At 69.1% G+C, this 21494-nt stretch carries 18 protein-coding genes; 9 read left to right on the top strand and 9 right to left on the bottom strand.

What is annotated here, in order from left to right; translation table 11 throughout:
• The first annotated feature begins 102 nt into the window (after positions 1-102).
• From pcaB to AC07PF_RS28160, 3 genes are read left to right on the top strand one after another with little or no spacing between them, the layout of a single operon-like run.
• Positions 103-1479: a 3-carboxy-cis,cis-muconate cycloisomerase gene (pcaB, locus tag AC07PF_RS28170; protein ID WP_494614094.1), complete on the top strand. Its 1377-nt coding sequence runs from the start codon at positions 103-105 to the stop codon at positions 1477-1479.
• A 59-nt stretch (positions 1480-1538) separates the two neighbouring features.
• Positions 1539-2522 (top strand): tripartite tricarboxylate transporter substrate-binding protein, encoded by a 984-nt coding sequence (locus tag AC07PF_RS28165; protein WP_007849375.1) that lies wholly within the window; start codon positions 1539-1541, stop codon positions 2520-2522.
• Between the two features lie 16 nt (positions 2523-2538).
• Entirely contained in the window at positions 2539-4038 is a 1500-nt protein-coding gene (locus AC07PF_RS28160) for a fumarate hydratase (RefSeq protein WP_494614093.1), read from the top strand.
• Here AC07PF_RS28160 and AC07PF_RS28155 read toward each other — a convergent pair.
• The 7 genes from AC07PF_RS28155 to AC07PF_RS28125 all read right to left on the bottom strand — a co-directional run bounded on the left by AC07PF_RS28155 (position 4028) and on the right by AC07PF_RS28125 (position 12840).
• Positions 4028-4456 carry a VOC family protein gene (locus AC07PF_RS28155; RefSeq protein WP_494614092.1) on the bottom strand — a complete coding sequence of 143 codons (429 nt, stop codon included), beginning with the start codon at positions 4454-4456 and terminating at the stop codon, positions 4028-4030. The two genes, AC07PF_RS28160 and AC07PF_RS28155, sit on opposite strands and share 11 nt — an antisense overlap.
• Positions 4457-4593: 137 nt before the next feature.
• Positions 4594-6345 carry a tannase/feruloyl esterase family alpha/beta hydrolase gene (locus tag AC07PF_RS28150; protein WP_494614091.1) on the bottom strand — a complete coding sequence of 584 codons (1752 nt, stop codon included), beginning with the start codon at positions 6343-6345 and terminating at the stop codon, positions 4594-4596.
• Positions 6346-6452: 107 nt separating this feature from the next.
• Positions 6453-8192 (bottom strand): acyl-CoA dehydrogenase family protein, encoded by a 1740-nt coding sequence (locus AC07PF_RS28145; RefSeq protein WP_494614090.1) that lies wholly within the window; start codon positions 8190-8192, stop codon positions 6453-6455.
• A gap of 104 nt (positions 8193-8296) precedes the next feature.
• Positions 8297-9289, bottom strand: coding sequence for a Bug family tripartite tricarboxylate transporter substrate binding protein (locus AC07PF_RS28140; protein ID WP_145694337.1), 993 nt, complete (start codon positions 9287-9289; stop codon positions 8297-8299).
• 49 nt (positions 9290-9338) lie between these two features.
• Positions 9339-10124, bottom strand: a complete 786-nt coding sequence (locus tag AC07PF_RS28135; RefSeq protein ID WP_494614089.1) for an SDR family NAD(P)-dependent oxidoreductase — start codon at positions 10122-10124, stop codon at positions 9339-9341.
• A 23-nt stretch (positions 10125-10147) separates the two neighbouring features.
• Positions 10148-12025 (bottom strand): feruloyl-CoA synthase, encoded by a 1878-nt coding sequence (locus tag AC07PF_RS28130; protein ID WP_494614088.1) that lies wholly within the window; start codon positions 12023-12025, stop codon positions 10148-10150.
• 32 nt (positions 12026-12057) lie between these two features.
• A complete protein-coding gene (locus AC07PF_RS28125) occupies positions 12058-12840 on the bottom strand; it encodes a crotonase/enoyl-CoA hydratase family protein (RefSeq protein ID WP_007849359.1) in 783 nt (260 codons plus the stop codon).
• A gap of 158 nt (positions 12841-12998) precedes the next feature.
• On the opposite strand from AC07PF_RS28125, the gene AC07PF_RS28120 reads away from it, so the two are divergent.
• Positions 12999-13889 carry an amidohydrolase family protein gene (locus AC07PF_RS28120; protein WP_494614087.1) on the top strand — a complete coding sequence of 297 codons (891 nt, stop codon included), beginning with the start codon at positions 12999-13001 and terminating at the stop codon, positions 13887-13889.
• Positions 13890-13898: 9 nt separating this feature from the next.
• Here the strand turns inward: AC07PF_RS28120 and AC07PF_RS28115 are convergent, their stop codons facing one another.
• Together AC07PF_RS28115 and AC07PF_RS28110 are read right to left on the bottom strand one after the other, a co-directional pair.
• Positions 13899-14366: a MarR family winged helix-turn-helix transcriptional regulator gene (locus AC07PF_RS28115; protein ID WP_007849356.1), complete on the bottom strand. Its 468-nt coding sequence runs from the start codon at positions 14364-14366 to the stop codon at positions 13899-13901.
• 37 nt (positions 14367-14403) lie between these two features.
• Positions 14404-15939 carry a YifB family Mg chelatase-like AAA ATPase gene (locus tag AC07PF_RS28110; RefSeq protein WP_494614086.1) on the bottom strand — a complete coding sequence of 512 codons (1536 nt, stop codon included), beginning with the start codon at positions 15937-15939 and terminating at the stop codon, positions 14404-14406.
• A 214-nt stretch (positions 15940-16153) separates the two neighbouring features.
• Here AC07PF_RS28110 and AC07PF_RS28105 point away from each other — a divergent pair, with 214 nt between their 5' ends.
• The 5 genes from AC07PF_RS28105 (at position 16154) to glcF (ending at position 21415) form a co-directional block, all read left to right on the top strand.
• Positions 16154-16864: a TorF family putative porin gene (locus tag AC07PF_RS28105; RefSeq protein WP_494614085.1), complete on the top strand. Its 711-nt coding sequence runs from the start codon at positions 16154-16156 to the stop codon at positions 16862-16864.
• A gap of 45 nt (positions 16865-16909) precedes the next feature.
• On the top strand, positions 16910-17248 hold the full coding sequence (gene glnK, locus AC07PF_RS28100) for a P-II family nitrogen regulator (RefSeq protein WP_007851823.1): 339 nt from the start codon (positions 16910-16912) through the stop codon (positions 17246-17248).
• Between the two features lie 35 nt (positions 17249-17283).
• Positions 17284-18714: an ammonium transporter gene (locus tag AC07PF_RS28095; protein ID WP_145694344.1), complete on the top strand. Its 1431-nt coding sequence runs from the start codon at positions 17284-17286 to the stop codon at positions 18712-18714.
• A 274-nt stretch (positions 18715-18988) separates the two neighbouring features.
• Positions 18989-20101: a glycolate oxidase subunit GlcE gene (gene glcE, locus AC07PF_RS28090; RefSeq protein ID WP_494614084.1), complete on the top strand. Its 1113-nt coding sequence runs from the start codon at positions 18989-18991 to the stop codon at positions 20099-20101.
• A 54-nt stretch (positions 20102-20155) separates the two neighbouring features.
• Positions 20156-21415, top strand: coding sequence for a glycolate oxidase subunit GlcF (gene glcF / locus AC07PF_RS28085; protein WP_494614083.1), 1260 nt, complete (start codon positions 20156-20158; stop codon positions 21413-21415).
• Positions 21416-21494 lie beyond the last annotated feature (79 nt).

Below are 21494 nucleotides of genomic sequence, written 5' to 3'. Positions count from 1 at the left end.
GCTCAGGGAAAACCCCAAATTGAGTTTTGTTCGAACATATTTACAGTTCATTTGTTCGAACATTTATATATGTTCGTATTTTATCAACATATCCGGCCTGCCATGTCCTCTTCCCTGTTTACCCCTGCCAGCACGGTGCTCGACTCGGTGCTGTTCCGCGACGCCTTCGGCACGCCGCGCATGCGCGAGGTGTTCTCCGACCACACCCTGATCGCCCGCTACATCGAGGTGGAGGTGGCGCTGGCCCGGGCCGAGGCGCGCTGCGGCGTGATCCCGGCCGACGCGGCCGAAGCCATCGCGCACGAATCGCGCCTGGACCGCGTGGACTTCGACCACATGCGGCACGAGACCGACATCGTCGGCTACCCCATCCTGCCGCTGGTGCACCAGCTGGTGGAGATGTGCGGCGAGGCCGGGCGCTACGTGCACTGGGGTGCCACCACGCAGGACATCATGGACACGGCCAACGTGCTGCAGCTGCGCGACGGCCTGGCGCTGGTGGAGGCCGACATCCGCGAACTGCGCGGCATCCTGGCCGCGCTGGCCGCCAAGCACCGCGACACCCCCATGGCCGGCCGCACCCACCTGCAGCAGGCGTTGCCCGTCACCTTCGGCTACAAGGTGGCGATCTGGCTGGCCATGTTCGACCGCCACCAGGAGCGCCTGGCCGAGCTGCGCAAGCGCGTGCTGGTGGTGCAGTTTGCCGGGGCTGCCGGCACGCTGGCCTCGCTGGGCGACAAGGGCTTCGAAGTGCAGGCCGCGCTGGCCGACGAGCTCAACCTGGCCGTGCCCGTGACCACCTGGCACGTGGCGCGCGACGGCTTCGCCGAGGCGGTGAACCTGCTGGCCCTGGTCACCGGCTCGCTGGGCAAGATCGCGCTGGACATCATGATCATGGCCTCCACCGAGTTCGGCGAGGTCTACGAGCCCTTCGTGAAGGGCCGCGGCGCGAGCAGCACCATGCCGCAAAAGCGCAACCCGATCTCCAGCGAGCTGATGCTGGCGGCCTCCAAGGCCGTGCGCCAGCACGCGGGGCTGATGGTCGATGCCATGGTGCAGGACTTCGAGCGCGCCACCGGACCCTGGCATGCCGAATGGCTGGCGCTGCCCGAGAGCTTCATCCTCACCGCGGGCGCGCTGCACCAGGCCAAGTTCGCGCTCGGCGGCCTGATCGTGGACGCGGCGCGCATGCGCAGCAACCTGCGGTTAAGCCGCGGCCTGATCGTGGCCGAGGCCGTGATGATGGGCCTGGCGCCGGCCATGGGCCGCCAGCAGGCGCACGACGTGGTCTATGGCGCCTGCCGCACTGTCAACGAAGAGGGCGGCACCCTGGCCGAGGCGCTGGCCGCATTGCCCGAGGTGGTGCGCCACTTCGACCGTGCGGCGATCGACCGCCTCACCGACCCCGCCAATTACCTGGGCCTGGCGCCCGCCATGGTGGACCGCGCCCTGGCCGCATCGGCCGCGCTCGGCCACTGACGCACCGCATCCGCGTGCGCTTTCCGTTCCTTCCCACAACCGTTGCAGGAGACAAGTCCATGAACACCGCCAAAGTCCTCGGTGCCGCCGCCGCATTGCTGTGCGCCGCCACCTTCGCCCACGCCCAGCAGGCCTGGCCTGCCAAGCCGCTCACCTGGGTCGTGCCGTTCGCAGCGGGCGGGCCCACCGACGCCATGGCGCGCGACATCGCCGACAAGGTGGGGCGCCAGATCGGACAGTCCATCGTGATCGAGAACGCGGCTGGCGCGGGCGGCACCATCGGCGCGGCCAAGGCCGCCAAGTCGGCGCCCGACGGCTACACCTTCCTGGTCGGCCACATGGGCTACATGGGCGCGGCGCCTTCGCTGTACAAGAAGCTGGCCTACGATCCGGTGAAGGACTTCGAGGCGGTGTTCCGCTTCCCCGACACGCCGCTGGTGCTGCTGGTGCCCAAGAGCTCGCCCTACAAGACGGCGGCCGAGCTGATCGCGGCGGCCAAGGCCAACCCGCGCAAGATCAACTTCGGCAATGCGGGCGTGGGCTCCACCTCGCACCTGATCGCCGCGCTGTTCGAGTCGCGCGCCGGCATCGAGGTCACGTCCATCTCGTACAAGGGCGCGGCCCCGGCCATGAACGACCTGGTGGGCGGGCAGGTGGAGGCGATGTTCGACCAGAGCAACACCGCGCTGCCCCAGGTCACGGGCGGGCGGCTCAATGCGATTGCGCTGACCTCGCTCACGCCCATGCCGCAGCAGTACCCCAACGTGGCCCCGCTGGCCGACAAGACCTTGCCCGGCTTCGAGGCCGCCACCTGGTATGGCCTGTATGCGCCCAAGGGGGTGCCCAAGGACGTGGTGCAAAAGCTCCACCAGGCCTACCTCAAGGCCCTGGCCGACAAGCCCTGGACGGCGCGCATGGTGGCCCAGGGCATCCACCTGCTGCCCGAAGCCCAGTACGCGCCCGAGGCATTCGCCAAGCACACCGCGGCCGAGGTGGACAAGTGGCGCAAGGTGGCGACCGACGCCAAGATCCAGATCGACTGAGCAAGAAACACAGCCCATGACCCGCATCGCGCAGGAAGACCTGGCCACCAGCATCGCCCAGGCGCTGCAGTTCATCAGCCACCGGCACCCGCCCGACTTCGTGCGCGCGCTGCGCCGCGCGCATGCGGCCGAGACCCATGCCCCGGCGCGTGCCGCCATGGGCCAGCTGCTGGTGAACAGCCGCATGGCGGCGCTGGGCCGGCGCCCGCTGTGCCAGGACACGGGCGTGGCCCAGGTGTTCCTGCGCATCGGCCTGGGCGTGGCCTTTGTGCGCCACGACGGCGCCGCGCTGCGCAGCCTGCAGGCGGTGGCCGACGAAGCGGTGCGCACGGCCTATGGCGACCCGGCCAACCCGCTGCGCGCCACCATGGTGGCCGACCCACTGGGTGCGCGCACCAACACGCGCGACAACACGCCTTCCATCGTGCACTGCGACCTGGTGGAGGGCGATGCGCTGGAACTGCTGGTAGTGGCCAAGGGCGGCGGCGGTGACGTCAAGGCGCGCTTTGCCACGCTCAACCCCAGCGACAGCGTGGCCGACTGGGTGCTGGCCCAGTTGCCCGGCATGGGCGCGGGCTGGTGCCCGCCCGGCGTGCTGGGTATCGGCATCGGCGGCAGCCCCGAGCAGGCCATGCTGCAGGCCAAGCTGTCGCTGTTCGATGCCATCGACATCGACCGACTGCAGGCGCGCGGCGCGGCCACGCCCGAGGAGGCGCTGCGCCTGGACCTGCACGCGCGCAGCAATGCGCTGGGCATCGGCGCCCAGGGGCTGGGCGGCCTCTCGGCCGTGCTCGACGTCAAGGTGCGCAGCGCACCCTGCCATGCGGCCACGATTCCGGTGGCGCTGATCCCCAACTGTGCGGCCACACGCTACCTGCGCCTCACGCTGGACGGCACGGGGCCGGCGCCGCTGCCGGACCTGTCGCTCGACGCCTGGGACGACATTCCCGACCACTTCACGGTGGACGATGCGGTGCGCGTGGACCTGGACACGCTGGATCGTGCCGAGGTCGGCCGCTGGAAGGTCGGCCAGACCCTGCTGCTCACGGGCACCCTGCTCACCGCGCGCGATGCCGCGCACAAGCGCCTCGTGGACCTGCTGCAGCGCGGCGAGCCGCTGCCGGTGGACCTGCGCGGCCGCACCATCTACTATGTGGGCCCGGTGGACGCCGTGGCCGGCGAAGCCGTGGGCCCGGCCGGGCCGACCACCGCCACGCGCATGGACCGCTTCGTGGAGCCGCTGCTGGCGCAGACCGGGTTGCTGGCCATGGTGGGCAAGGCCGAGCGCGGGCCGGATGCGATCGCCTCCATTCGCCGCCATGGCGCGGCCTACCTCGCGGCGACCGGGGGCGCGGCCTACCTGCTGTCGCGCTCCATCCGCAAGGCACGGGTGCTGGCCTTTGCCGACCTGGGCATGGAGGCCATCCATGAGTTCGAGGTGGTGGACTTTCCGGTCACGGTGGCCGTGGACTCGCACGGGCACACGATCCACCGCTTCGTGGAAGCTAGAACGTGATCTTGACCGACGGCGCGCTGCGCTGGGCCTTGCCGTGGAACACGGCCTCGATGTTGTTGCCATCGGGGTCGAGCACGAAGGCCGCGTAGTAGCCGGGGTGGTAGGGGCGCTCGCCCGGGGCGCCATTGTCCTTGCCGCCATGGGCCAGGGCCGCCTTGTAGAAGGCCTGCACCATGGCCTCGTCCTGTGCCTGGAAGGCCAGGTGGTGCCGGCCCGTGAGGTGGCCCTGTGCCGCAGCACTTTTGGACGTGGAGACGAAGAGCTCGTCGGCCCAGAAATAGTCTTCGGCGGTGCCGCCCATCGGCACCTTGAGCACCTCGAAGATGGCGGTGTAGAAGGCCTGGCTGGCCGACAGATCGCGCACCACCAGTTGGATGTGGTCGATCAGGCGGCCGCGGTGCAGTTCCTGGGTTTCCATGGCGTGGTCCTTCGTGGGTTCACAACATGGGCGCAGTGTGCCAGCGGCCAGGGGGCGGGCGCCATCGCACTCACCCCCTGTTACCGCTGTGACCTGGCGGCTACTCCCGGGAGCCTGTCGCCCCCGCAATCAGCCGCTCACCGGCAGCTGAAGCTGCTGGCGTTCTCCACATCGCCCGTGCCGTTGTAGCGCGCCACCTTGGGGTAGACGCACAGCGGGCGCGTGCGGTTGGCCGACCAGCTGGCGGGCAGCTCGGTGTTGACCACGTTGGCACCGGCGCCGCGCGCCTGGGCCAGCACGGTGTCGGGCGCCTTGCCCTGTTCCACCCATTGCACCAGCGGGGCCAGCATGTCGAACTGGTCGGTGGCCGGGCCACCCGAGCAGTGGTTCATGCCGGGCACCATGTACAGGCGCGCAAAGCCCGCGGCATCGCCCTTGTGGTGGGCCTGCAACCGGTCCATCCAGTTGGCGGTGTCCACGGGGGAGAACACGCCATCGGCCACGCCGTGGTAGACCATCATCTTGGCACCGCGTTCCTTGAGGGTGCCGAGATCGGCTTCGTTGGGTGGCGTCATGAAGGACCAGGGCGACTCGGGGTAGAGCGCGCTGGTGGCGAACATCTTCGGGTAGTCGGTCTCCATGCTGAAGGCCAGGGCGTACTGCAGGCCCGTGGTGGCGCTGAAGGCCGCTACCGTGGACGGCGGCGAGGTGAAGATGAAGGCCACGGCGCCGGCGTCGCGCGTGGCGGGCGAGCCCAGGTGCCATTGTGCGAAGTTGGCGCCGCCCACGCCCGGGTCGAACCAGGTGCCGGTGTACAGCGCTTCGCCCTTGCTGTTCTTGGGGCCGGCGAAGATGTCGGCCAGTACGGTTTTTTGCGCCGGGGTCAGGCAGCTGCCATCGCGCGCGGCACCGGGCGCGCAGCTCGGCACATCGGTCTGCAGGTTGAAGGCGCCCTGGCAGGCCGCCACGTCGTTGACCTGGCCGTCGGTCACGCCGTCCAGCGCGTCGCACTTGGCCAGGATGCGGCTGCCCAGCAATTTGTACTCGGCGGCCGTCACCGAAGTGTTCAGGTCGGGCTGGCCGCTGGCGTCGGGAGTGGAGACCTTGGCGTACTGCTGGGCCTTCCACAGTTGGGCCGTGGCCGCCTTGGGCAGGTGAAAGCCCGGGTTGCCGGCGAGGATGCCGTCGTACTGGTCCGCATAGCGCGAGGCGGCCACCATGGCATGGCGCCCGCCGTTGGAGCAGCCGGCGAAGTAGGAGCGGTCGGGCGCCTTGCCATAGGCGCTCTTGATGAGGTCCTTGGCCATGGGTGTGAGGCTGCCCACGGCCGTGTAGCCATAGTCCAGCCGGGCCTGCGGGTCCACGCCGAAGAAGGGCGTGGGTGCGCTGTGCCCCGCGTCGGAGCTGAGCACCGCGAAGCCCTGGCTCAGCGCGGGCGCCACGGGCGAGGCACCGCTGGTTGCGCCCAGTGCGGTGACCACGCTGCCGTCCAGGCCGCCATTGGCCTGGTAGAGGAAGCGGCCGTTCCAGGCCACGGGCATGCGCATCTCGAAGCCGATGGCATAGCTCGCGCCATCGACGGCGCTGGTGCGCTGGTTCATCGCGCCCTTGACCAGGCAGTGCGCCGGGATGGGGGTGTTCACGCCGGTGGCCTTGAGCTCGCCCTCGGCCACGGGCACGGCGGAGGCGATGCGCGTGTTGGGCAGCGCCAGCGTGGTGGCCAGGTTGGCGCAGGACTGCAGCGTGCCCGGCGAGGCCGCAGACAGTTGCCGCAGCCCACCGTCCGATCCGCCGCAACCGGCGACCAGCAGTGCCGCCGCGGGCAATGCCGCCAGTGCCAGGGGGCGGCCCAGGCCGTGCAGGTTCCAGATACCCTCGTTCCTCTTCATGGTGTTGTCTCCTCGTAAGTTGTCGCAAGGCGCAGGCAGGCAGACCCGCAGCGCGGCCTCGAAGCGCTGTGGGATGGGGAAAGCGAAGAGAGAAAAGGCGTGGACCGTCAGGCGGCAGCCATGGCGGGCGCGTGACGTCGATGGACGTCGGCAGCGGCGGTGGACAGGCGCTGGCGGATGATGGCCAGGCACATGTCGAATTCGGGCAGCACCCAGGTGGCGAAGGCACGGGCCGGCTCGGCCCAGCGCGGGCCCTGGCTGGCGGGGGTGGCCACAATGCGGGCCCAGGCCCATTCCAGCAGCACCAGGGCCATGGCGCGCAGGTAGTCGTCGGCCACCCAGTACGGGAGCTGCGGATCGGTGGCTGCCGCGGCCACCAGGGCGCGCGTGGTGTCCGCCAGTGCGTTGCGCCGGGTGTTGGCCGCCTCGTCCTGCGGCAGGCCATGGCGCAGCGATGCGAGCAGGGCGCACAGGCCCTGGCCGCCATCGGCCAGCACCTTGCGCACCAGCAGGTCGATGGCCTGGATCTCGTTGGTGCCCTCGTAGATCATGGCCACGCGAGCGTCGCGCACGATCTGCTCCATGCCCCACTCGCGCACATAGCCGTGGCCGCCAAAGACCTGCAGGCAGGCGCTTGCGCCGTGGAAGGCCTGATCGGTCAGCGCGGCCTTGAGCACGGGCGTGACCAGCGCGCACCAGCGTTGGGCCACGGCGCGCTCGGTGGCATCGGGGTGGTGGCGCGCCCCGTCGAGCTGCAGGGCGGTGTGGTAGGCCAGCACGCGCCCGCCGTCGATCCATGCGCGCTGGGTGTGCAGGATGCGGCGCATGGCCGGGTGCTCGGCAATCGGGTCCGGGCCCGGCGATGCCGTGCCGCCCCCGGCCTTGGGGGCGCGCATCTGGCGGCGCTCCTGCGCATAGGCGCTGGCCTTCTGCCAGGCGGCTTCGAGCAGCCCCAGCCCCTGCAGGCCCACATGCAGGCGCGCGGCGTTCATCATCACGAACATGGCGGCCAGGCCCTTGTGCGGCTCGCCCACCAGCCAGCCCGTGGCGTCGTCGAAGCGCATCACGCAGGTGGGGCTGCCGTGCAGACCCATCTTCTCTTCGATGCGCTCGCACACCACGGCATTGCGCGCGCCATCTCCCAGCCGCTTGGGCACGAGGAACAGCGACAGGCCCTTGGGGCCGGCCGGTGCGTCGGGCAGGCGCGCCAGCACCAGGTGCACGATGTTGTCGGTGAGGTCGTGCTCGCCGCCGGAGATGAAGATCTTGCTGCCGTTCACGCGCACGCTGCCGTCGGCCTGCGGCACGCCGCGCGTGCGCACCAGGCCCAGGTCGCTGCCCGCATGGGCTTCGGTCAGGCACATGGTGGCCAGCCACTCCCCGCTGGCGATCCGGGGCAGGTACTGCGCCTTCAGGGCCTCGCTGCCATGGTGGCGCAGGCATTCGTAGGCGCCGTGCAGCAGGCCGGGCGCCATGGTCCAGCCGTGGTTGGCACCGGCCAGCCATTCGAAGAGCACGCAGTCGAGCACCGCCGGCAGGCCCTGGCCGCCATCCTCGGGCGCACAGGCCAGCGAGGGCCAGCCGGCCTGCCAGAAGTCCTGGTAGGCCGCGCGAAAGCCGGCGGGCGTGGTGACGGTGCCGGCTTCGAAGCGGCAGCCTTCTTCATCGCCGATGCGCTGCAGCGGAGCGATGGCGCTGTCGACGAACTTGGCGGCCTCGTCCAGCACCTGCGCCGCGAGGTCGCCATCGGTGTCGGCAAACGGTGCCAGCGCCTGCCACTGCGCAGGGGCCTGGAGCACCTCGGACAGCAGGTGCTGGATATCGGCCAGGGTCTGGTGTGCTTGCATGCGGGTCGTGCTTCCAATATCCGTCGTGTACCTGCGGCTTGGCAACTGGCGCGGCCAAAGACCCGCGCCACCGGGGCGTCCCTCCAGGGGACGCCAATCCAGACTCAGGATTCCGAAGTGAACCCGATCTGCTTGACCAGCGGGCCCCAGCGCTCGAACTCGGCCTTCTGGTCGGCCAGCATCTCCTGCTGCGTGCTGCCGTGGGCCACCAGGCCAACGATGCCCAGCGCGTCGATCACGGTCTTGTCCTTGAGCGCGCCGGTGATGGCGGCATTGGCACTGGCCAGCGTGGCGGCGGGCGTCTTGGCCGGGGCGTAGAAGCCGAACCATTCCTCGGAGGTCACGTCGGGGTAGCCCAGCTCGATGAAGGTGGGCACATCGGGCAGGTAGGGCGAGCGCTTCTTGCCCGAGGTGGCCAGCACGCGCACGCGGCCGGTCTTCATGTACTGCAGGTAGTCGCCGCTGGGGTTCATGGCGGCAGCGATCTGGCCGCCCACCAGGTCGGTGATGCTGGGCACGGTGCCACGGTAGGGCACGTGCTTGAGATCCACTGCCGCACGGATGCCCAGCAGCGCGCCCAGCAGGTGGGGCATGGAGCCAGCGCCGGGCGAGCCGTAGCTGGCCTTGTCCGGATTCGCCTTGGCCCAGGCCAGGAAGTCCTTGAGCGTCTTCACCTCGGCCGGCACGGCCGGGCCCACGGCCAGGCCGTGGTGCATGATCGCGCCGATGGAGACGGGCACCACGTCCTCGGGCTTGTAGCTCAGCTTGGGGTAGATGTGCGGGTACACCGACAGGGCCGACACCGGTGCCAGGGTGAGCACCGAACCATCGGCGGGGGAGTTCTTCAGCGTTTCCACCGCAATGCGGCCACCGGCGCCCGGCTTGTTCTCGACGAAGCCCGGGTTCTTGCTGTAGGCCGTGCCGCCCAGCTTCTCGGCCACGCGGCGGGCCACGCTGTCGCCCGCGCTGCCGGCCGGAAAACCGTACATGATCTTGACCTGGTCCAGCGCCTGCGCGAAGGAGGACAGGGGATAAAGCGCCGCGAGGGCGGCGGCGCTGCCCAGGGTGTGAACGAAGTGGCGTCGTGTCGTCGTCATGGTTGTCTCCGGTATAGGTATGGTGTGTTGACGGGGCGGGGAACGGGGGCTAACGGGGCGCCATGCGCAGGGCGCCATCGAGCCGGATCACCTCCCCGTTGAGGTGTCCGTTGGTCACGATGTGGGCCGCCAGCTCGGCAAACTCCTCGGGCTTGCCCAGGCGTGGCGGGAAGGGGATGCTCGCGGCCAGCGACTGCTGCACGGCTTCGGGCAGCTCCTTCATGAGCGGCGTGGCGAACAGGCCCGGGGCCACGGTGCACACGCGGATGCCGTGCTGCGCCAGGTCGCGCGCCATGGGCAGGGTCATGCCCACCAGCCCGCCCTTGGAGGCGCTGTAGGCCTGCTGGCCCACCTGGCCGTCGAAGGCCGCCACCGAGGCCGTGAACATCATCACGCCGCGCTCGCCGTTGTCCAAGGGGGCCAGCCTGGCGCACGCCGCTGCGAACAGCCGGCTGATGTTGTAGCTGCCGATCAGGTTGATGCCCACCACGCGGGCGAAGTCCTCGAGTGGTGCTGCACTGCCGTCGCGCTGCACCACACGCTTGGCGCTGCCGATGCCGGCCACGTTCATGAGGATGCGCGCCGGGCCCAGGGCCGCTTCGGCCTGGGCCAGGGCGGCGGCCACGCTCTCGGTCTGGGTGATGTCGCAGGTGCAGGCCGCGGCCGTGCCGGCGCCATGCTGGCGGTTGATGCTCTCGGCCACCTGGGTGGCGAGGGCGGTGTTCACGTCGAGCACCGCGACCTTGGCGCCCAGGCGGGCCAGCTCGCGGGCGGTGGCCTCGCCCAGGCCCGATGCGGCGCCGGTGACGAGGGCGGTCTGTCCTTGGATCTGCATGGATGGCTCCTTGGGGTTGCGCGTCAGGCGTTGGGCACGATGGCGCCGGGGGCGTTGCCGTCGTGCAGGGCCTGCACCAGGGCGTCGCGGTGCTTGAGCACGGCACGCTGGTTGATGGAGCCCTTGTCGGTGATCTCGCCCTTGTCGAGCGAGGGCGGCTCGGCCATCAGCAGTGCGCGCGCCACGCGGCTGGCGCTGCCCGTGGATTCGCGGGCCAGGTGGTCGATGACGGCCTGGATGCGCTGGCGCACGCCGGTGCTGGCGATCACCTCGGCCCAGGGGGCGTCGGCAGCCAGGCCGCTCACCTCGCGGCAGGCGGGCGAGAGGAACAGCAGCGCGCCCACTTCCTTCCTGTTCAGGCCGGTGAGCACCGCGTCCTGGATGTACGGGGCGCCGGCCACGACGATCTTCGCGCGCATCGGGCCCACGCTCACGAAGGTGCCGGTGGAGAGCTTGAAATCCTCGGCGATGCGGCCATCGAAGCGCAGGCCGCGGTGGATGTCGTTGTCGTCGATCCACAGCACCGCGTCGCCGGTGCACAGGTAGCCTTCGTCGTCGAAGGCCTCGCGCGTGGCGGCGTCCGAGCGCCAGTAGCCGGGCGTCACGTTGGGGCCGCGGTAGCGCACCTCGGTCTTGCCGTCCACGTCCACCAGCTTGAGCGTCATGCCCGGCACGGGCGCGCCGATGTGGCCGGAGCGCACGTCGGGGCTGTTGCAGAACATCGCCGAGGGGGCCGACTCGGTCATCCCCAGGCCCGTGGACATGACGATGCGCTCGCCGAGTTCGGCCTCCTGCGTGGCATGCAGGCTGTCCCAGATGGGCTGGGCCAGGCCGGCGCCCGAGTAGAAGAACATGCGCACCCGCGACAGCAGCGTGCGGCGCAGCACGGCGTCGGTCTTCATCGCCTCGGCGATCATCTCGAAGCCGGTGGGCACGTTGAAGTACACGGTGGGCGCAATCTCGCGCAGGTTGCGCAGCGTCTCGCCGATCAGCGCGGCCGTGGGCTTGCCGTCGTCGATATACAGCGTGCCGCCGTGCTGCAGGGTGAGGCCGAAGTTGTGGTTGCTGCCGAAGGTGTGGTTCCAGGGCAGCCAATCCACCAGAACCGGTGGCGCTTCGGCCAGCACCGGCAGCGACTGCGTGATCTGCTGCAGGTTGGCGCACCACATGCGCTGGGTGTTGATCACCGGCTTGGGCATCTTGGTGGAGCCGCTGGTGAACAGAAACTTCACGATGGTGCCCGGGCCCGTGGCGTGCATGGCCGCATCCACGGCCGGCGTGGCCAGGGTGTTGCGCAGGCTCTGGAAGGTGGTGGCCTTGCGGCCGTCGATGGCGCCCTGGGCGAGCACGATCTCCACGTCCGCCGCCACGGTGGCTTCGATGGCGCGGCCAAAGCGCGCACCATCGGCCGCGAACACCAGGCCCGGCGTCAGCGTGTCCAGCACGTGGCGCAGCTTGTCGTAGTCCTGGCTCACGGTGGCGTAGGCGGGCGACACGGGGCAGTAGGGCACGCCGGCATAGATGCAGCCCAGCGCCATCAGCGCATGCTCCAGGCTGTTCTCGCTGAGCACCACCACCGGGCGCTCGGCGGAGAGGCCCCTGTCCAGCAGCGCCTGGCCGATGCTGCGCGCGGCGTCCAGTGCCTGGGCGTAGCTGATGTGTTGCCAATCGCCGGTGGTGCCGTCGGCCTGCTGCGTGCGGCGTGCCAGGAAGCTGCGCTCGGGCTCCGCCTCGGCCCAGTGCACCAGGTAGTCCGTCACCCGGCGCGCATGGGCGCCCAGGGGCAGATCGGCCTGCAGGTAGCGCACGCCGGGTGCGCCTTCGCGCAGATTGACGCGGGTGACGCCGAAGGGGACAGGGCGGTAGCGCGGCGGCGCGAGGGGAGTGGAAAGATCGCTCATGGGATGGAGGTCCGGCGGTAGGGGATGGGGGCTCAGTCTTTGCGCACCTTGGCGGCTCGGCCTTCCAGGAAGTCCGCCAGGCGTGACTTGGCCTCGGGCGCGCTCTGGGCGATCGCGGCCATCATGGCTTCGGTGAAGAAACCCTGGTCGGCCGGCTGCTCGGCGATGCGCGGCAGGGCGTGCATCAGCGCGTAGTTGGTCAGCGGCGCGTTCTGCGCCACGCGCCTGGCCAGCTCCAGCGCCTTGGCGAAGGCCTGGCCCTCGGGCACCAGGTACTGGGCAAAGCCGACCTTCTCTCCGTCCTGCGCGTTGTAGACGCGGCCGGTGAGCATCATGTCCGTCATGCGTGCCGCGCCAATCAGCTTGGGGATGCGCACCGCGCCGCCGCCGCCCACGAAGATGCCGCGCGAGCCCTCGGGCAGCGCATAGAAGGTGGACTCGTCGGCCACGCGGATGTGGCAGGCGCTGGCCAGCTCCAGCCCGCCGCCCACCACCGCGCCGTGCAGTGCCGCGATCACGGGCACGGGGCCGTACTGCACGCGCTCGAGCGCCGCATGCCACATGCGCGAGTGGTACAGGCCCTGACCCGCGTCGCGCTCCTTGAGCTCGGACAGGTCGAGCCCGGCGCAGAAATGCGGTCCTTCACCGTCGATCACCGCGGCACGCACGCCAGCGGGCATGGTCTCGAACAGGTCGCGCAGGGCCAGGATCAGGCCGTCGTTCAAGGCGTTGCGCTTGGCGCTGCGGGTCAGGCGGATGACGGCAACTTCCTGCTCATCGCCGGAGAGCTCGAAATGGATGTCTGGATGGGTCATGGTGGCTTTCGTAATGGATGGATTGTGGTTATAGTTAATAACCAATTCAAGCAAGCCAGCCCGGTTTTTTATTGGTAGTTACCCTTGATCTGCGCCCCCTGTGGTGGTGCATGCTGAAGGGCGGCGCCATGCAAGCCCGGCTCCCATAGGAGACACATATGGACCACGAGAACCTGATCGCCATCGACATCCACACCCACGCCGAGGTGAGCTGCTGGAACCCGTTCGACAACTATGGCGAGGAGTACGACCGCGCCGCCGACAAGTACTTCAAGAACGGCCGGCGCCCGACCATTGCCGAGACGGTGGCCTACTACCGCGAGCAGAAGATCGGCCTGGTGATGTTCACCGTGGATGCCGAGTCCAAGATGGGCCGCCGGCGCATCCCCAACGAGGAGATCGCCGAGGCCGCCAAGGCCAACAGCGACATGATGATGGCCTTCGCCAGCATCGACCCGCACAAGGGCAAGATGGGGGCGCGCGAGGCGCGCCGCCTGATCGAGGAGCACGGCGTCAAGGGCTTCAAGTTCCACCCCACGGTGCAGGGCTACCACCCCTACGACCAGATGGCCTGGCCGATCTACGAGGTGATCGCCGAGTACGGCATGCCCGCCATCTTCCACACCGGCCACAGCGGCATCGGCAGCGGCATGCGCTGCGGCGGCGGCCTGCGCCTGGAATACAGCAACCCCATGCACCTGGATGACGTGGCCATCGACTTCCCTGACATGCAGATCGTCATGGCCCACCCGAGCTTTCCGTGGCAGGACGAGGCGCTCTCGGTCGCCACGCACAAGCCCAACGTCTGGATCGACCTGTCGGGCTGGAGCCCCAAGTACTTTCCCAAGCAGCTGGTGCAGTACGCCAACACCCTGCTCAAGGACCGCATACTGTTCGGCAGCGACTACCCGCTGATCACGCCCGAGCGCTGGATGAAGGACTTCCAGGAAGCCGGCTTCAAGCCCGAGGTGATGCCCGGCATCCTCAAGGGCAATGCGGTGCGTCTGCTGGGGCTGGACAAGGCCGCCGAGAAGCCCGCTGCGGTTTGACCGGGTGCCTCAGTCGTAGACTTTCTGCAGCAGACGGATCAGCGTCTTGCGCTCGGTGGCCGTGAGGCGCGCCGTGGCGTCGATTTCCAGCTGGGCCGCGGTCTGCTCGGCCTGATCGCACAGGTCCTCGCCCGCAGGCGTCAGGTGCAGGCCCATCGCGCGCCCGTCGCTCGGGTGCGGGCGGCGCTCGATCAGGCCGCGCCGGTCCAGCGCCGCGATCAGGCCCACCAGGTTGGGTGGCAGCACGCCCAGCGTGGAGCACAGCTGGCGCGAGGTGATGCCAGGGTTGTGCGCCACCAGCGAGAGCACCGAGAAATCCACCACCTTGAGCCCATAGACCGCCATGCGCTCCATGAACACCTCGATGATGGACAGCGACGCCCGGCGCGCGTTGTAGCCCACCAGGGTGCGCAGGTAGCTGTTGTCGACCACGTCGGTGGCGGTGGGTGCGAGGGTGGGGGAGGAAGCGCTGGCCATGGGGGTGATGCTGCTGGAGGTGGCGAAACTATAGCGTTCAAGCCGGACTGCGCAGTACGCGGCGGTATTGAACGGCTTCGGCGACATGGCCGACGGCGGTGGCCTCGGCACCGGCCAGGTCGGCAATGGTGCGCGCCACCTTGAGCGCGCGGTGCGTGCTGCGCGCCGACCAGCCCAGGCGCGCGGCCGCCGTGTTGAGGAACTTGGCGGCGGCATCGTCCAGGTGCAGGTGTTCGTCGATCTCCTGGCCCTGCAGCGCCTGGTTGGTCCTGCCCTGGCGCGCCAGGGCCCGGGCCCGCGCCTGCACCACGCGCTCGCGGATGGTGGCGCTGGATTCGCCGGGCGGCGCCTTGAGCAGCTGCTCCGAAGGCACGGCGGGCACCTCCACATGCAGGTCGATGCGGTCCAGCAGGGGTCCGCTGAGCTTGCCCTGGTAGCGCGCAATCTGGTCGGGTGTGCAGCGGCAGGCGCGTTGGGTGGAGCCAAGGAATCCGCAGGGGCATGGATTCATGGCCGCGATCATCTGGAAGCGGGCAGGGAAATCGGCCCGTTGTGCGGCACGCGAAATGGTGATGTGGCCGGTTTCCAGGGGTTCGCGCAGCGCCTCAAGCGCAGCCCGGGTGAACTCGGGAAATTCATCGAGAAAAAGCACGCCATGGTGCGCCAGCGAGATCTCGCCAGGCCGTGGCGGCGAACCTCCCCCCACCAGCGCCACGGCACTGGCCGTGTGATGGGGTTGCCCCGTGGGTCGCAGTCCCCAGCGTTCGGGGCTGAAGCGGCCGGCCAGGCTGGAGATGGCGGCGCTCTCCAGTGCCTCCTGCACCGTCATGGGCGGCAGCAGGCCGGCAAAGCGCTGTGCGAGCATGGACTTGCCCGAGCCGGGCGGCCCGGCCATGAGGGCGCTGTGGCCGCCAGCCGCTGCGATCTCCAGCGCGCGCTTGGCCATGGCCTGGCCTTTCACGTCGGCCATGTCGGGGCCCTGCAGCCCGGTGACCATGGGCGTGGGCTGCAGGCGCGTGAAACCATCGCCGTCCCCTTCGGGCGGCGGCGTGCCGGGTGGCAGGAAGGCGCGCACCACATCCAGCAGGTGGCGCGCACGCACCACCTGGGCATCGGGCACCAGGGCGGCCTCTTCGGCACTGCCCGGCGGCAGCACCAACTGGGCGCTGATCTGCTGGGTTTGCAGCGCCAGGCTGGTGGCCAGCGCGCCACGCACGGGACGCAGTTCGCCCGACAGCGAGAGTTCGCCCGCGAATTCATGGCCCGCCAGACGGCTGCCGTCGATCTGCCCGCTGGCGGCGAGGATGCCCAGGGCGATGGGCAGGTCAAAGCGGCCCGAATCCTTGGGCAGGTCGGCCGGCGCCAGGTTCACCGTGATGCGCTTGTTGTGGGGGAACTCCAGCCCGGCGTTCTGCAACGCCGAGCGCACGCGCTCGCGGGCCTCCTTGACCTCCACCTCGGCCAGTCCCACCAGGGTGAAACTGGGCAGGCCATTGGCCAGGTGCACTTCAACGGTGACGGCCGGTGCCTGCAGCCCCAGAAGGGCGCGGCTTTGCACCAAAGCAAGACTCATGGACGACTTTCTCCCCAGATGGGTGCGTTTTATGGTGCGCTGGCGTGAAATGTTTCACGATCGCACCATGGTGGTGCGTGTTAGCAATCCCCTCAACCCTCACTTTAATAGGGAATCCCCATCTGTCCCGGCCCCGGGCGAATTGCGTGTCGATGGCGCATGGCACGGTCCATGCTTAAAGCGCTTGTCCCTACTTTGTCCAACCGGAGGAAACATGACCCGCGCATCCATCAAGTTCCTGGGCGCTGCCCTTGTCGCAACCCTGCCTCTGCTGGCCAGCGCCCAGCTGACGGGCAACGTCAGCCTGACCACCAACTACAAGTTCCGTGGCCAGGACCAGGATGCCTCCAAGGTCAAGGCGGTCAAGCCCGCCATCCAGGGTGGCTTCGACTACGCTTTCGGCGAATCCGGTTTCTATGTCGGCAACTGGAACTCCAGCGTCGACTGGCTCTCGGGCAACTCCATCGAGTCCGACATCTACGGCGGCTACAAGTTCAAGGCCGGCTCCGTCGACCTGGACGTGGGCCTCCTGACCTACATCTACCCCGGCAACAGCAACGGCAACACCACCGAAGTCTATGGCGCCGCCACCTTCGGCCCCGTGACGGCCAAGTACTCGCACACCCTGTCCAAGGATTACTTCGCCTACGCCGGTCCGGGCTTCAAGGGCCGCAACACCGGCTACCTGAACCTGGCGTTCTCCCAGGAAGTGGCGCCCAAGATCACCGCCAAGGCCTCGGTGGGCTACACACGCTTCGGTGGCGACATCGCTGCCCCCAACTACCTGGACTACAGCGTCGGCGGGGCCTATGACTTCGGTTCGGGCCTGTCGCTGGGTGCTGCCGTGGTGGGCGCCACCAAGAAGGACTACTTCGGTCCCGTCAACAAGTCGCGCGTGATCGTCACGCTGACCAAAACCCTGTAAATCTTTGAGGGGCGCATGGTGCGCCCCTTCCCGGAGGAACCAAAAATGAAAATGGTGACAGCCATCATCAAACCCTTCAAGCTCGACGAGGTGCGTGAAGCCCTGTCGGACATCGGGGTCCAGGGGATTACGGTGACCGAAGTCAAGGGTTTCGGACGCCAGAAGGGCCACACGGAGTTGTACCGCGGCGCAGAGTACGTGGTCGACTTCCTGCCCAAGGTCAAGATCGAAGCCGCCGTGGCGGACGAGCTGGTGGATCGCGTGATCGAGGCCATCGAGGCCGCTGCCCGCACCGGCAAGATCGGCGACGGCAAGATTTTCGTGACGCACCTCGAGCAGGTGGTGCGCATCCGCACCGGCGAAACCGGCAAGGAAGCCCTCTAAAGGGTACGCCGCATCACACACAAGAGAAAAGAGCCATGAAAAAACTGCTTGCTTCCTGCATTCTGGGGCTGAGCCTGCTGTCCGTCGGTGGACTGTCGCTGGCCCAGGCGCCTGCCGCCGACGCTGCGGCGTCCGCGCCGGCTGCCGCCGCACCCGTTGCTGCCGCCCCCGCTGCGGCGGCACCTGCTCCTGCAGCCGCCGCCTCCGAGGCCGCTCCCGCTGCAGCTGCAGCCCCCGTACCCAAGGTCGACTCCGGCGATACCGCCTGGATGCTGACCTCCACGCTGCTGGTCATCCTGATGACCATTCCCGGCCTGGCCCTGTTCTACGGCGGCCTGGGCCGTTCCAAGAACATGCTGTCCGTGCTGATGCAGGTCTTCGTGGTCTTCTCGCTGATTTCGCTGCTGTGGGCCATCTATGGCTACAGCCTGGCGTTCTCGGGTGAGGGCAAGTTCTTCGGCGGCCTGGACAAGATCTTCCTCAAGGGCGTGACCCAGGAAACCTTCGGTGCCCTGATCACCATCCCCGAGTACGTGTTCATCGCCTTCCAGGGCACGTTCGCGGCCATCACCGTGGCCCTGATCGTCGGCTCCTTCGCCGAGCGCATCAAGTTCTCCGCCGTGCTGATCTTCTCGGTGCTGTGGTTCACCTTCAGCTACGTGCCCATGGCCCACATCGTGTGGGGCGGCGGCCTGCTGGGTGCCGACGGCGCGCTGGACTTCGCCGGTGGTACGGTGGTGCACATCAACGCCGGTATCGCTGGCCTGGTGGGTGCCTACATGGTGGGCAAGCGCATCGGCTTCGGCAAGGAAGCCCTGACGCCCCACAGCCTGACGCTGACCATGGTGGGTGCCTCGCTGCTGTGGGTGGGCTGGTTCGGCTTCAACGCCGGTTCCGCCGGTGCTGCCAACGCCGGTGCCGGCCTGGCCTTCGTGAACACCGTGCTGGCCACTGCCGCTGCCACGCTGAGCTGGATCGCCGGCGAAGCGCTGCACAAGGGCAAGGCCTCGTCGCTGGGTGCTGCCTCGGGTGCCGTGGCCGGTCTGGTGGCGGTGACGCCTGCTGCCGGCTTCGTGGGCCCCATGGGTTCCATCGTGCTGGGCCTGATCGCCGGTATCGTCTGCCTGTGGGGTGTGGGTGGTCTCAAGCGCCTGCTCAACGTGGACGACGCATTTGACGTGTTCGGCGTGCACGGCGTGGGCGGCATCCTGGGTGCCATCCTGACCGGTGTGTTCGCTTCCCAGAGCCTGGGTGGCACGGGCGGCCTGACGCCTGACACCTTCGCCATGGGCGCCCAAGTGTGGATCCAGGTCAAGAGCGTGCTGTTCACCATCGTGTGGTCCGGCGTCGTGGCCTTCATCTCCTACAAGATCGCTGACCTGCTGGTGGGCCTGCGTGTCTCGGAAGAATCCGAGCGCGAAGGTCTGGACATCACGTCCCACGGCGAAACGGCCTACAACCGTTGATGGTGATGGGATAGGCCCAGGGCTGCGGTGTCTGGTGGCGCCGCAGCCGGGTCTCTCCCGAATTTTGAGTCTGGTTTTTCTGCGAGAGTCTCCTCGGAATCCTCCTCGGATCCCTTGGCCCGCCACCCGGCGGGCTTCTTTTTGAGCAACCCGCCTTTCGGCGGGTTTTTCATTGGAGGGCTGCGCGCGGCCCAGCGCCCATCGCGGGCCTCACGCTGGCCGTTCAAAAAATTCACGGCCACGCCAGGCGCCCTGGCAGGGTGCAGCCGCTACGATGCACGGCATGGATTTCGCCCTTTCCCAGATCACCGAACGCGTGCGCGCCGCCGCTGCCGACCAGACCCCTTTGCGCATCCGCGGCGGCGGCAGCAAGGACTTCCACGGCCTGGCGCTGCATGGCGAGGTGCTGGACACCCGGGTGCTCAGGGGCATCGTCGACTACGAGCCGAGCGAACTGGTGGTCACCGTGCGCAGCGGCACGCCGCTGGCCGAGCTGGAAGCGGCCCTGGCCGCCCAGGGCCAATGCCTGCCGTTCGAGCCCCCGCATTTCGGTGCGCAGCCGCATGCCGCCACGGTCGGCGGCATGGTGGCGGCCGGCCTCTCGGGTCCGGCGCGCGCCAGCGTGGGCGCCGTGCGCGACTACCTGCTGGGCGTGGTGCTGCTCAACGGCCGGGCCGAATTGCTGACCTTTGGCGGGCAGGTCATGAAGAACGTGGCAGGCTACGACGTACCGCGCCTTGTGGCCGGCTCCTGGGGCACGCTGGGCCTGCTGACCGAGGTCAGCCTCAAGGTGCTGCCGGTGGCGCCTGCCGAGGCCACGCTGCGCTTCGCATGCGGGCAGGACGAGGCGCTGCGCCGCCTGCATGCCTGGGGCGGTCAGCCCCTGCCCCTCAATGCCAGTCGCTGGCAGGATGGTGCGCTGCACCTGCGCGTGCGCGGCGCCGTGGCCGCCGTGGAGGCCGCCTGCCGCAGCATGGGCGGCGAGCGCCTGGAGGGTGCCGCCGTGGCCGCCGACTGGAGCGCCTGCCGCGACCAGTCCCTGCCCTGGTTTGCCGCGCGTGCGCCCGGGCAGGCGCTGTGGCGCCTGTCGCTGCCGGCCACCGCGCCCGCGATGGCCTTGCCCGGTGGTGGGCAACCCCTGGTCGAATGGCATGGGGCGCTGCGCTGGGTGCAGGCGCCCGAATCCGCAGGCGATGCGCTGCGCGAAGCGGCGCGGTCCGTGGGTGGCAGCGCGGCGATGTTCCGCGCGCCCTCGGCGCGCGAGCCCGGCGGCGCAGGGCATGCTCCCCTGCCATCACGGGCCCTGGAGCAGATCCATGGGCGCCTCAAGCACAGCTTCGATCCGGCCGGCATCTTCAATCCCGGGCGCATGGCGGCGGGCTGGTAGGGCCGAGCCGATCCGTCGGCCGCGGCCGAACCCTTCAACTGTCAGGCATGCACCATGCAAACCCAACTGTCTCCTGAATACCGCGCCCGCGCCGATGGCCAGCAGGCCGAGGCCATCCTGCGCAAGTGCGTGCACTGCGGCTTCTGCACCGCCACCTGTCCCACCTACCAGCTGCTGGGCGACGAGCTCGACGGCCCGCGCGGCCGCATCTACCTGATCAAGCAGGTGCTCGAGGGGCAGGCGCCCACGCGTGCCACCCAGATGCACCTGGACCGCTGCCTGACCTGCCGCAACTGCGAAAGCACCTGCCCGAGCGGTGTGCAGTATGGCCACCTGGTGGACATCGGCCGCAAGATCGTGGACGAGAAGGTGCCACGCCCCCTGGGCGAGCAGGCCCTGCGCTGGGCACTCAAGGAAGGCCTGCCCTCGCCCCTGTTCGCCCCGGCGATGAAGGCCGGGCAGATGCTGCGCGGCCTGTTGCCCGCGGCGCTCAAGGCCAAGGTGCCGGCGCCGCAGAACCCGGGCGTCTGGCCCACGGGGCTGCATGCGCGCAAGGTGCTCATGCTGGCCGGCTGCGTGCAGCCCGCGATGATGCCCGGCATCAACACCGCCACGGCGCGCGTGCTCGATGCGGCGGGCATACAGACCCTGGTGGCGGCCAAGGCGGGCTGCTGCGGTGCCGTCAAGTTCCACCTCAACGACCAGGAGGGCGGCAAGGTGCAGATGCGCGCCAACATCGATGCCTGGTGGCCGCTGGTCGAGGCGGGCGGGGTGGAGTGCATCGTCATGAACGCCTCGGGCTGCGGCGTCACCGTCAAGGAGTACGGCCACATCCTCCAGGACGACGCGCAGTACGCGGCCAAGGCGGCGCGCATCAGCGCGCTCACACGCGACCTGTCCGAGTTGCTGCCGGACCTGCTGCCCGAGCTGGCCGAGCGCCTGGCGGGGCGCGTCAGGCTGCCGGACGGCGTGCAGTACGCCTACCACCCCCCCTGCACGCTGCAGCACGGGCAGAAACTGCGCGGCGGGGTGGAAACGCACTTGGCCAAGCTGGGCTTCACGCTGCGCGTGGCGCGCAACGAATCGCACCTGTGCTGCGGCTCGGCCGGCACCTACTCGGTGCTCAACCCCAGCCTGTCCTACCAGTTGCGCGACCGCAAGCTCGGGGCCCTGGACGAGGCCTTTGGCGAGCAGCCGCCCGCGGCCATCCTCTCGGCCAACATCGGCTGCATCACGCACCTGCAAAGCGGCACGGCGACCCCCGTGCGCCACTGGATCGAGGTGCTGGACGAAGCCATCGCCGCAGGGCGTTGAGCGGCGATGGCGCGCCGGCCGGATGGTCGGCCAGGGCCCGCATTAGGCGCCAGCCGCCAAGGCTGGCATGATTGAGGGT

It is taken from the genome of Acidovorax sp. GW821-FHT10A04 (assembly GCF_059415825.1).
The sequence above is the reverse complement of the archived record's forward strand: the minus strand, read 5'-3'. Positions and strand labels throughout refer to the sequence as shown.

Coding starts and splice junctions, on each gene's coding strand:
- AC07PF_RS28145 (WP_494614090.1), bottom strand. CDS start 8,192: ATGCAAGCACACCAGACCCTGGCCGATATCCAGCACCTGCTGTCCGAG.
- AC07PF_RS28155 (WP_494614092.1), bottom strand. CDS start 4,456: ATGGAAACCCAGGAACTGCACCGCGGCCGCCTGATCGACCACATCCAA.
- AC07PF_RS28095 (WP_145694344.1), top strand. CDS start 17,284: ATGAAAAAACTGCTTGCTTCCTGCATTCTGGGGCTGAGCCTGCTGTCC.
- AC07PF_RS28160 (WP_494614093.1), top strand. CDS start 2,539: ATGACCCGCATCGCGCAGGAAGACCTGGCCACCAGCATCGCCCAGGCG.
- AC07PF_RS28165 (WP_007849375.1), top strand. CDS start 1,539: ATGAACACCGCCAAAGTCCTCGGTGCCGCCGCCGCATTGCTGTGCGCC.
- AC07PF_RS28115 (WP_007849356.1), bottom strand. CDS start 14,366: ATGGCCAGCGCTTCCTCCCCCACCCTCGCACCCACCGCCACCGACGTG.
- AC07PF_RS28110 (WP_494614086.1), bottom strand. CDS start 15,939: ATGAGTCTTGCTTTGGTGCAAAGCCGCGCCCTTCTGGGGCTGCAGGCA.
- AC07PF_RS28140 (WP_145694337.1), bottom strand. CDS start 9,289: ATGACGACGACACGACGCCACTTCGTTCACACCCTGGGCAGCGCCGCC.
- glnK (WP_007851823.1), top strand. CDS start 16,910: ATGAAAATGGTGACAGCCATCATCAAACCCTTCAAGCTCGACGAGGTG.
- glcE (WP_494614084.1), top strand. CDS start 18,989: ATGCACGGCATGGATTTCGCCCTTTCCCAGATCACCGAACGCGTGCGC.
- glcF (WP_494614083.1), top strand. CDS start 20,156: ATGCAAACCCAACTGTCTCCTGAATACCGCGCCCGCGCCGATGGCCAG.
- AC07PF_RS28130 (WP_494614088.1), bottom strand. CDS start 12,025: ATGAGCGATCTTTCCACTCCCCTCGCGCCGCCGCGCTACCGCCCTGTC.
- AC07PF_RS28125 (WP_007849359.1), bottom strand. CDS start 12,840: ATGACCCATCCAGACATCCATTTCGAGCTCTCCGGCGATGAGCAGGAA.
- AC07PF_RS28150 (WP_494614091.1), bottom strand. CDS start 6,345: ATGAAGAGGAACGAGGGTATCTGGAACCTGCACGGCCTGGGCCGCCCC.
- AC07PF_RS28135 (WP_494614089.1), bottom strand. CDS start 10,124: ATGCAGATCCAAGGACAGACCGCCCTCGTCACCGGCGCCGCATCGGGC.
- pcaB (WP_494614094.1), top strand. CDS start 103: ATGTCCTCTTCCCTGTTTACCCCTGCCAGCACGGTGCTCGACTCGGTG.
- AC07PF_RS28105 (WP_494614085.1), top strand. CDS start 16,154: ATGACCCGCGCATCCATCAAGTTCCTGGGCGCTGCCCTTGTCGCAACC.
- AC07PF_RS28120 (WP_494614087.1), top strand. CDS start 12,999: ATGGACCACGAGAACCTGATCGCCATCGACATCCACACCCACGCCGAG.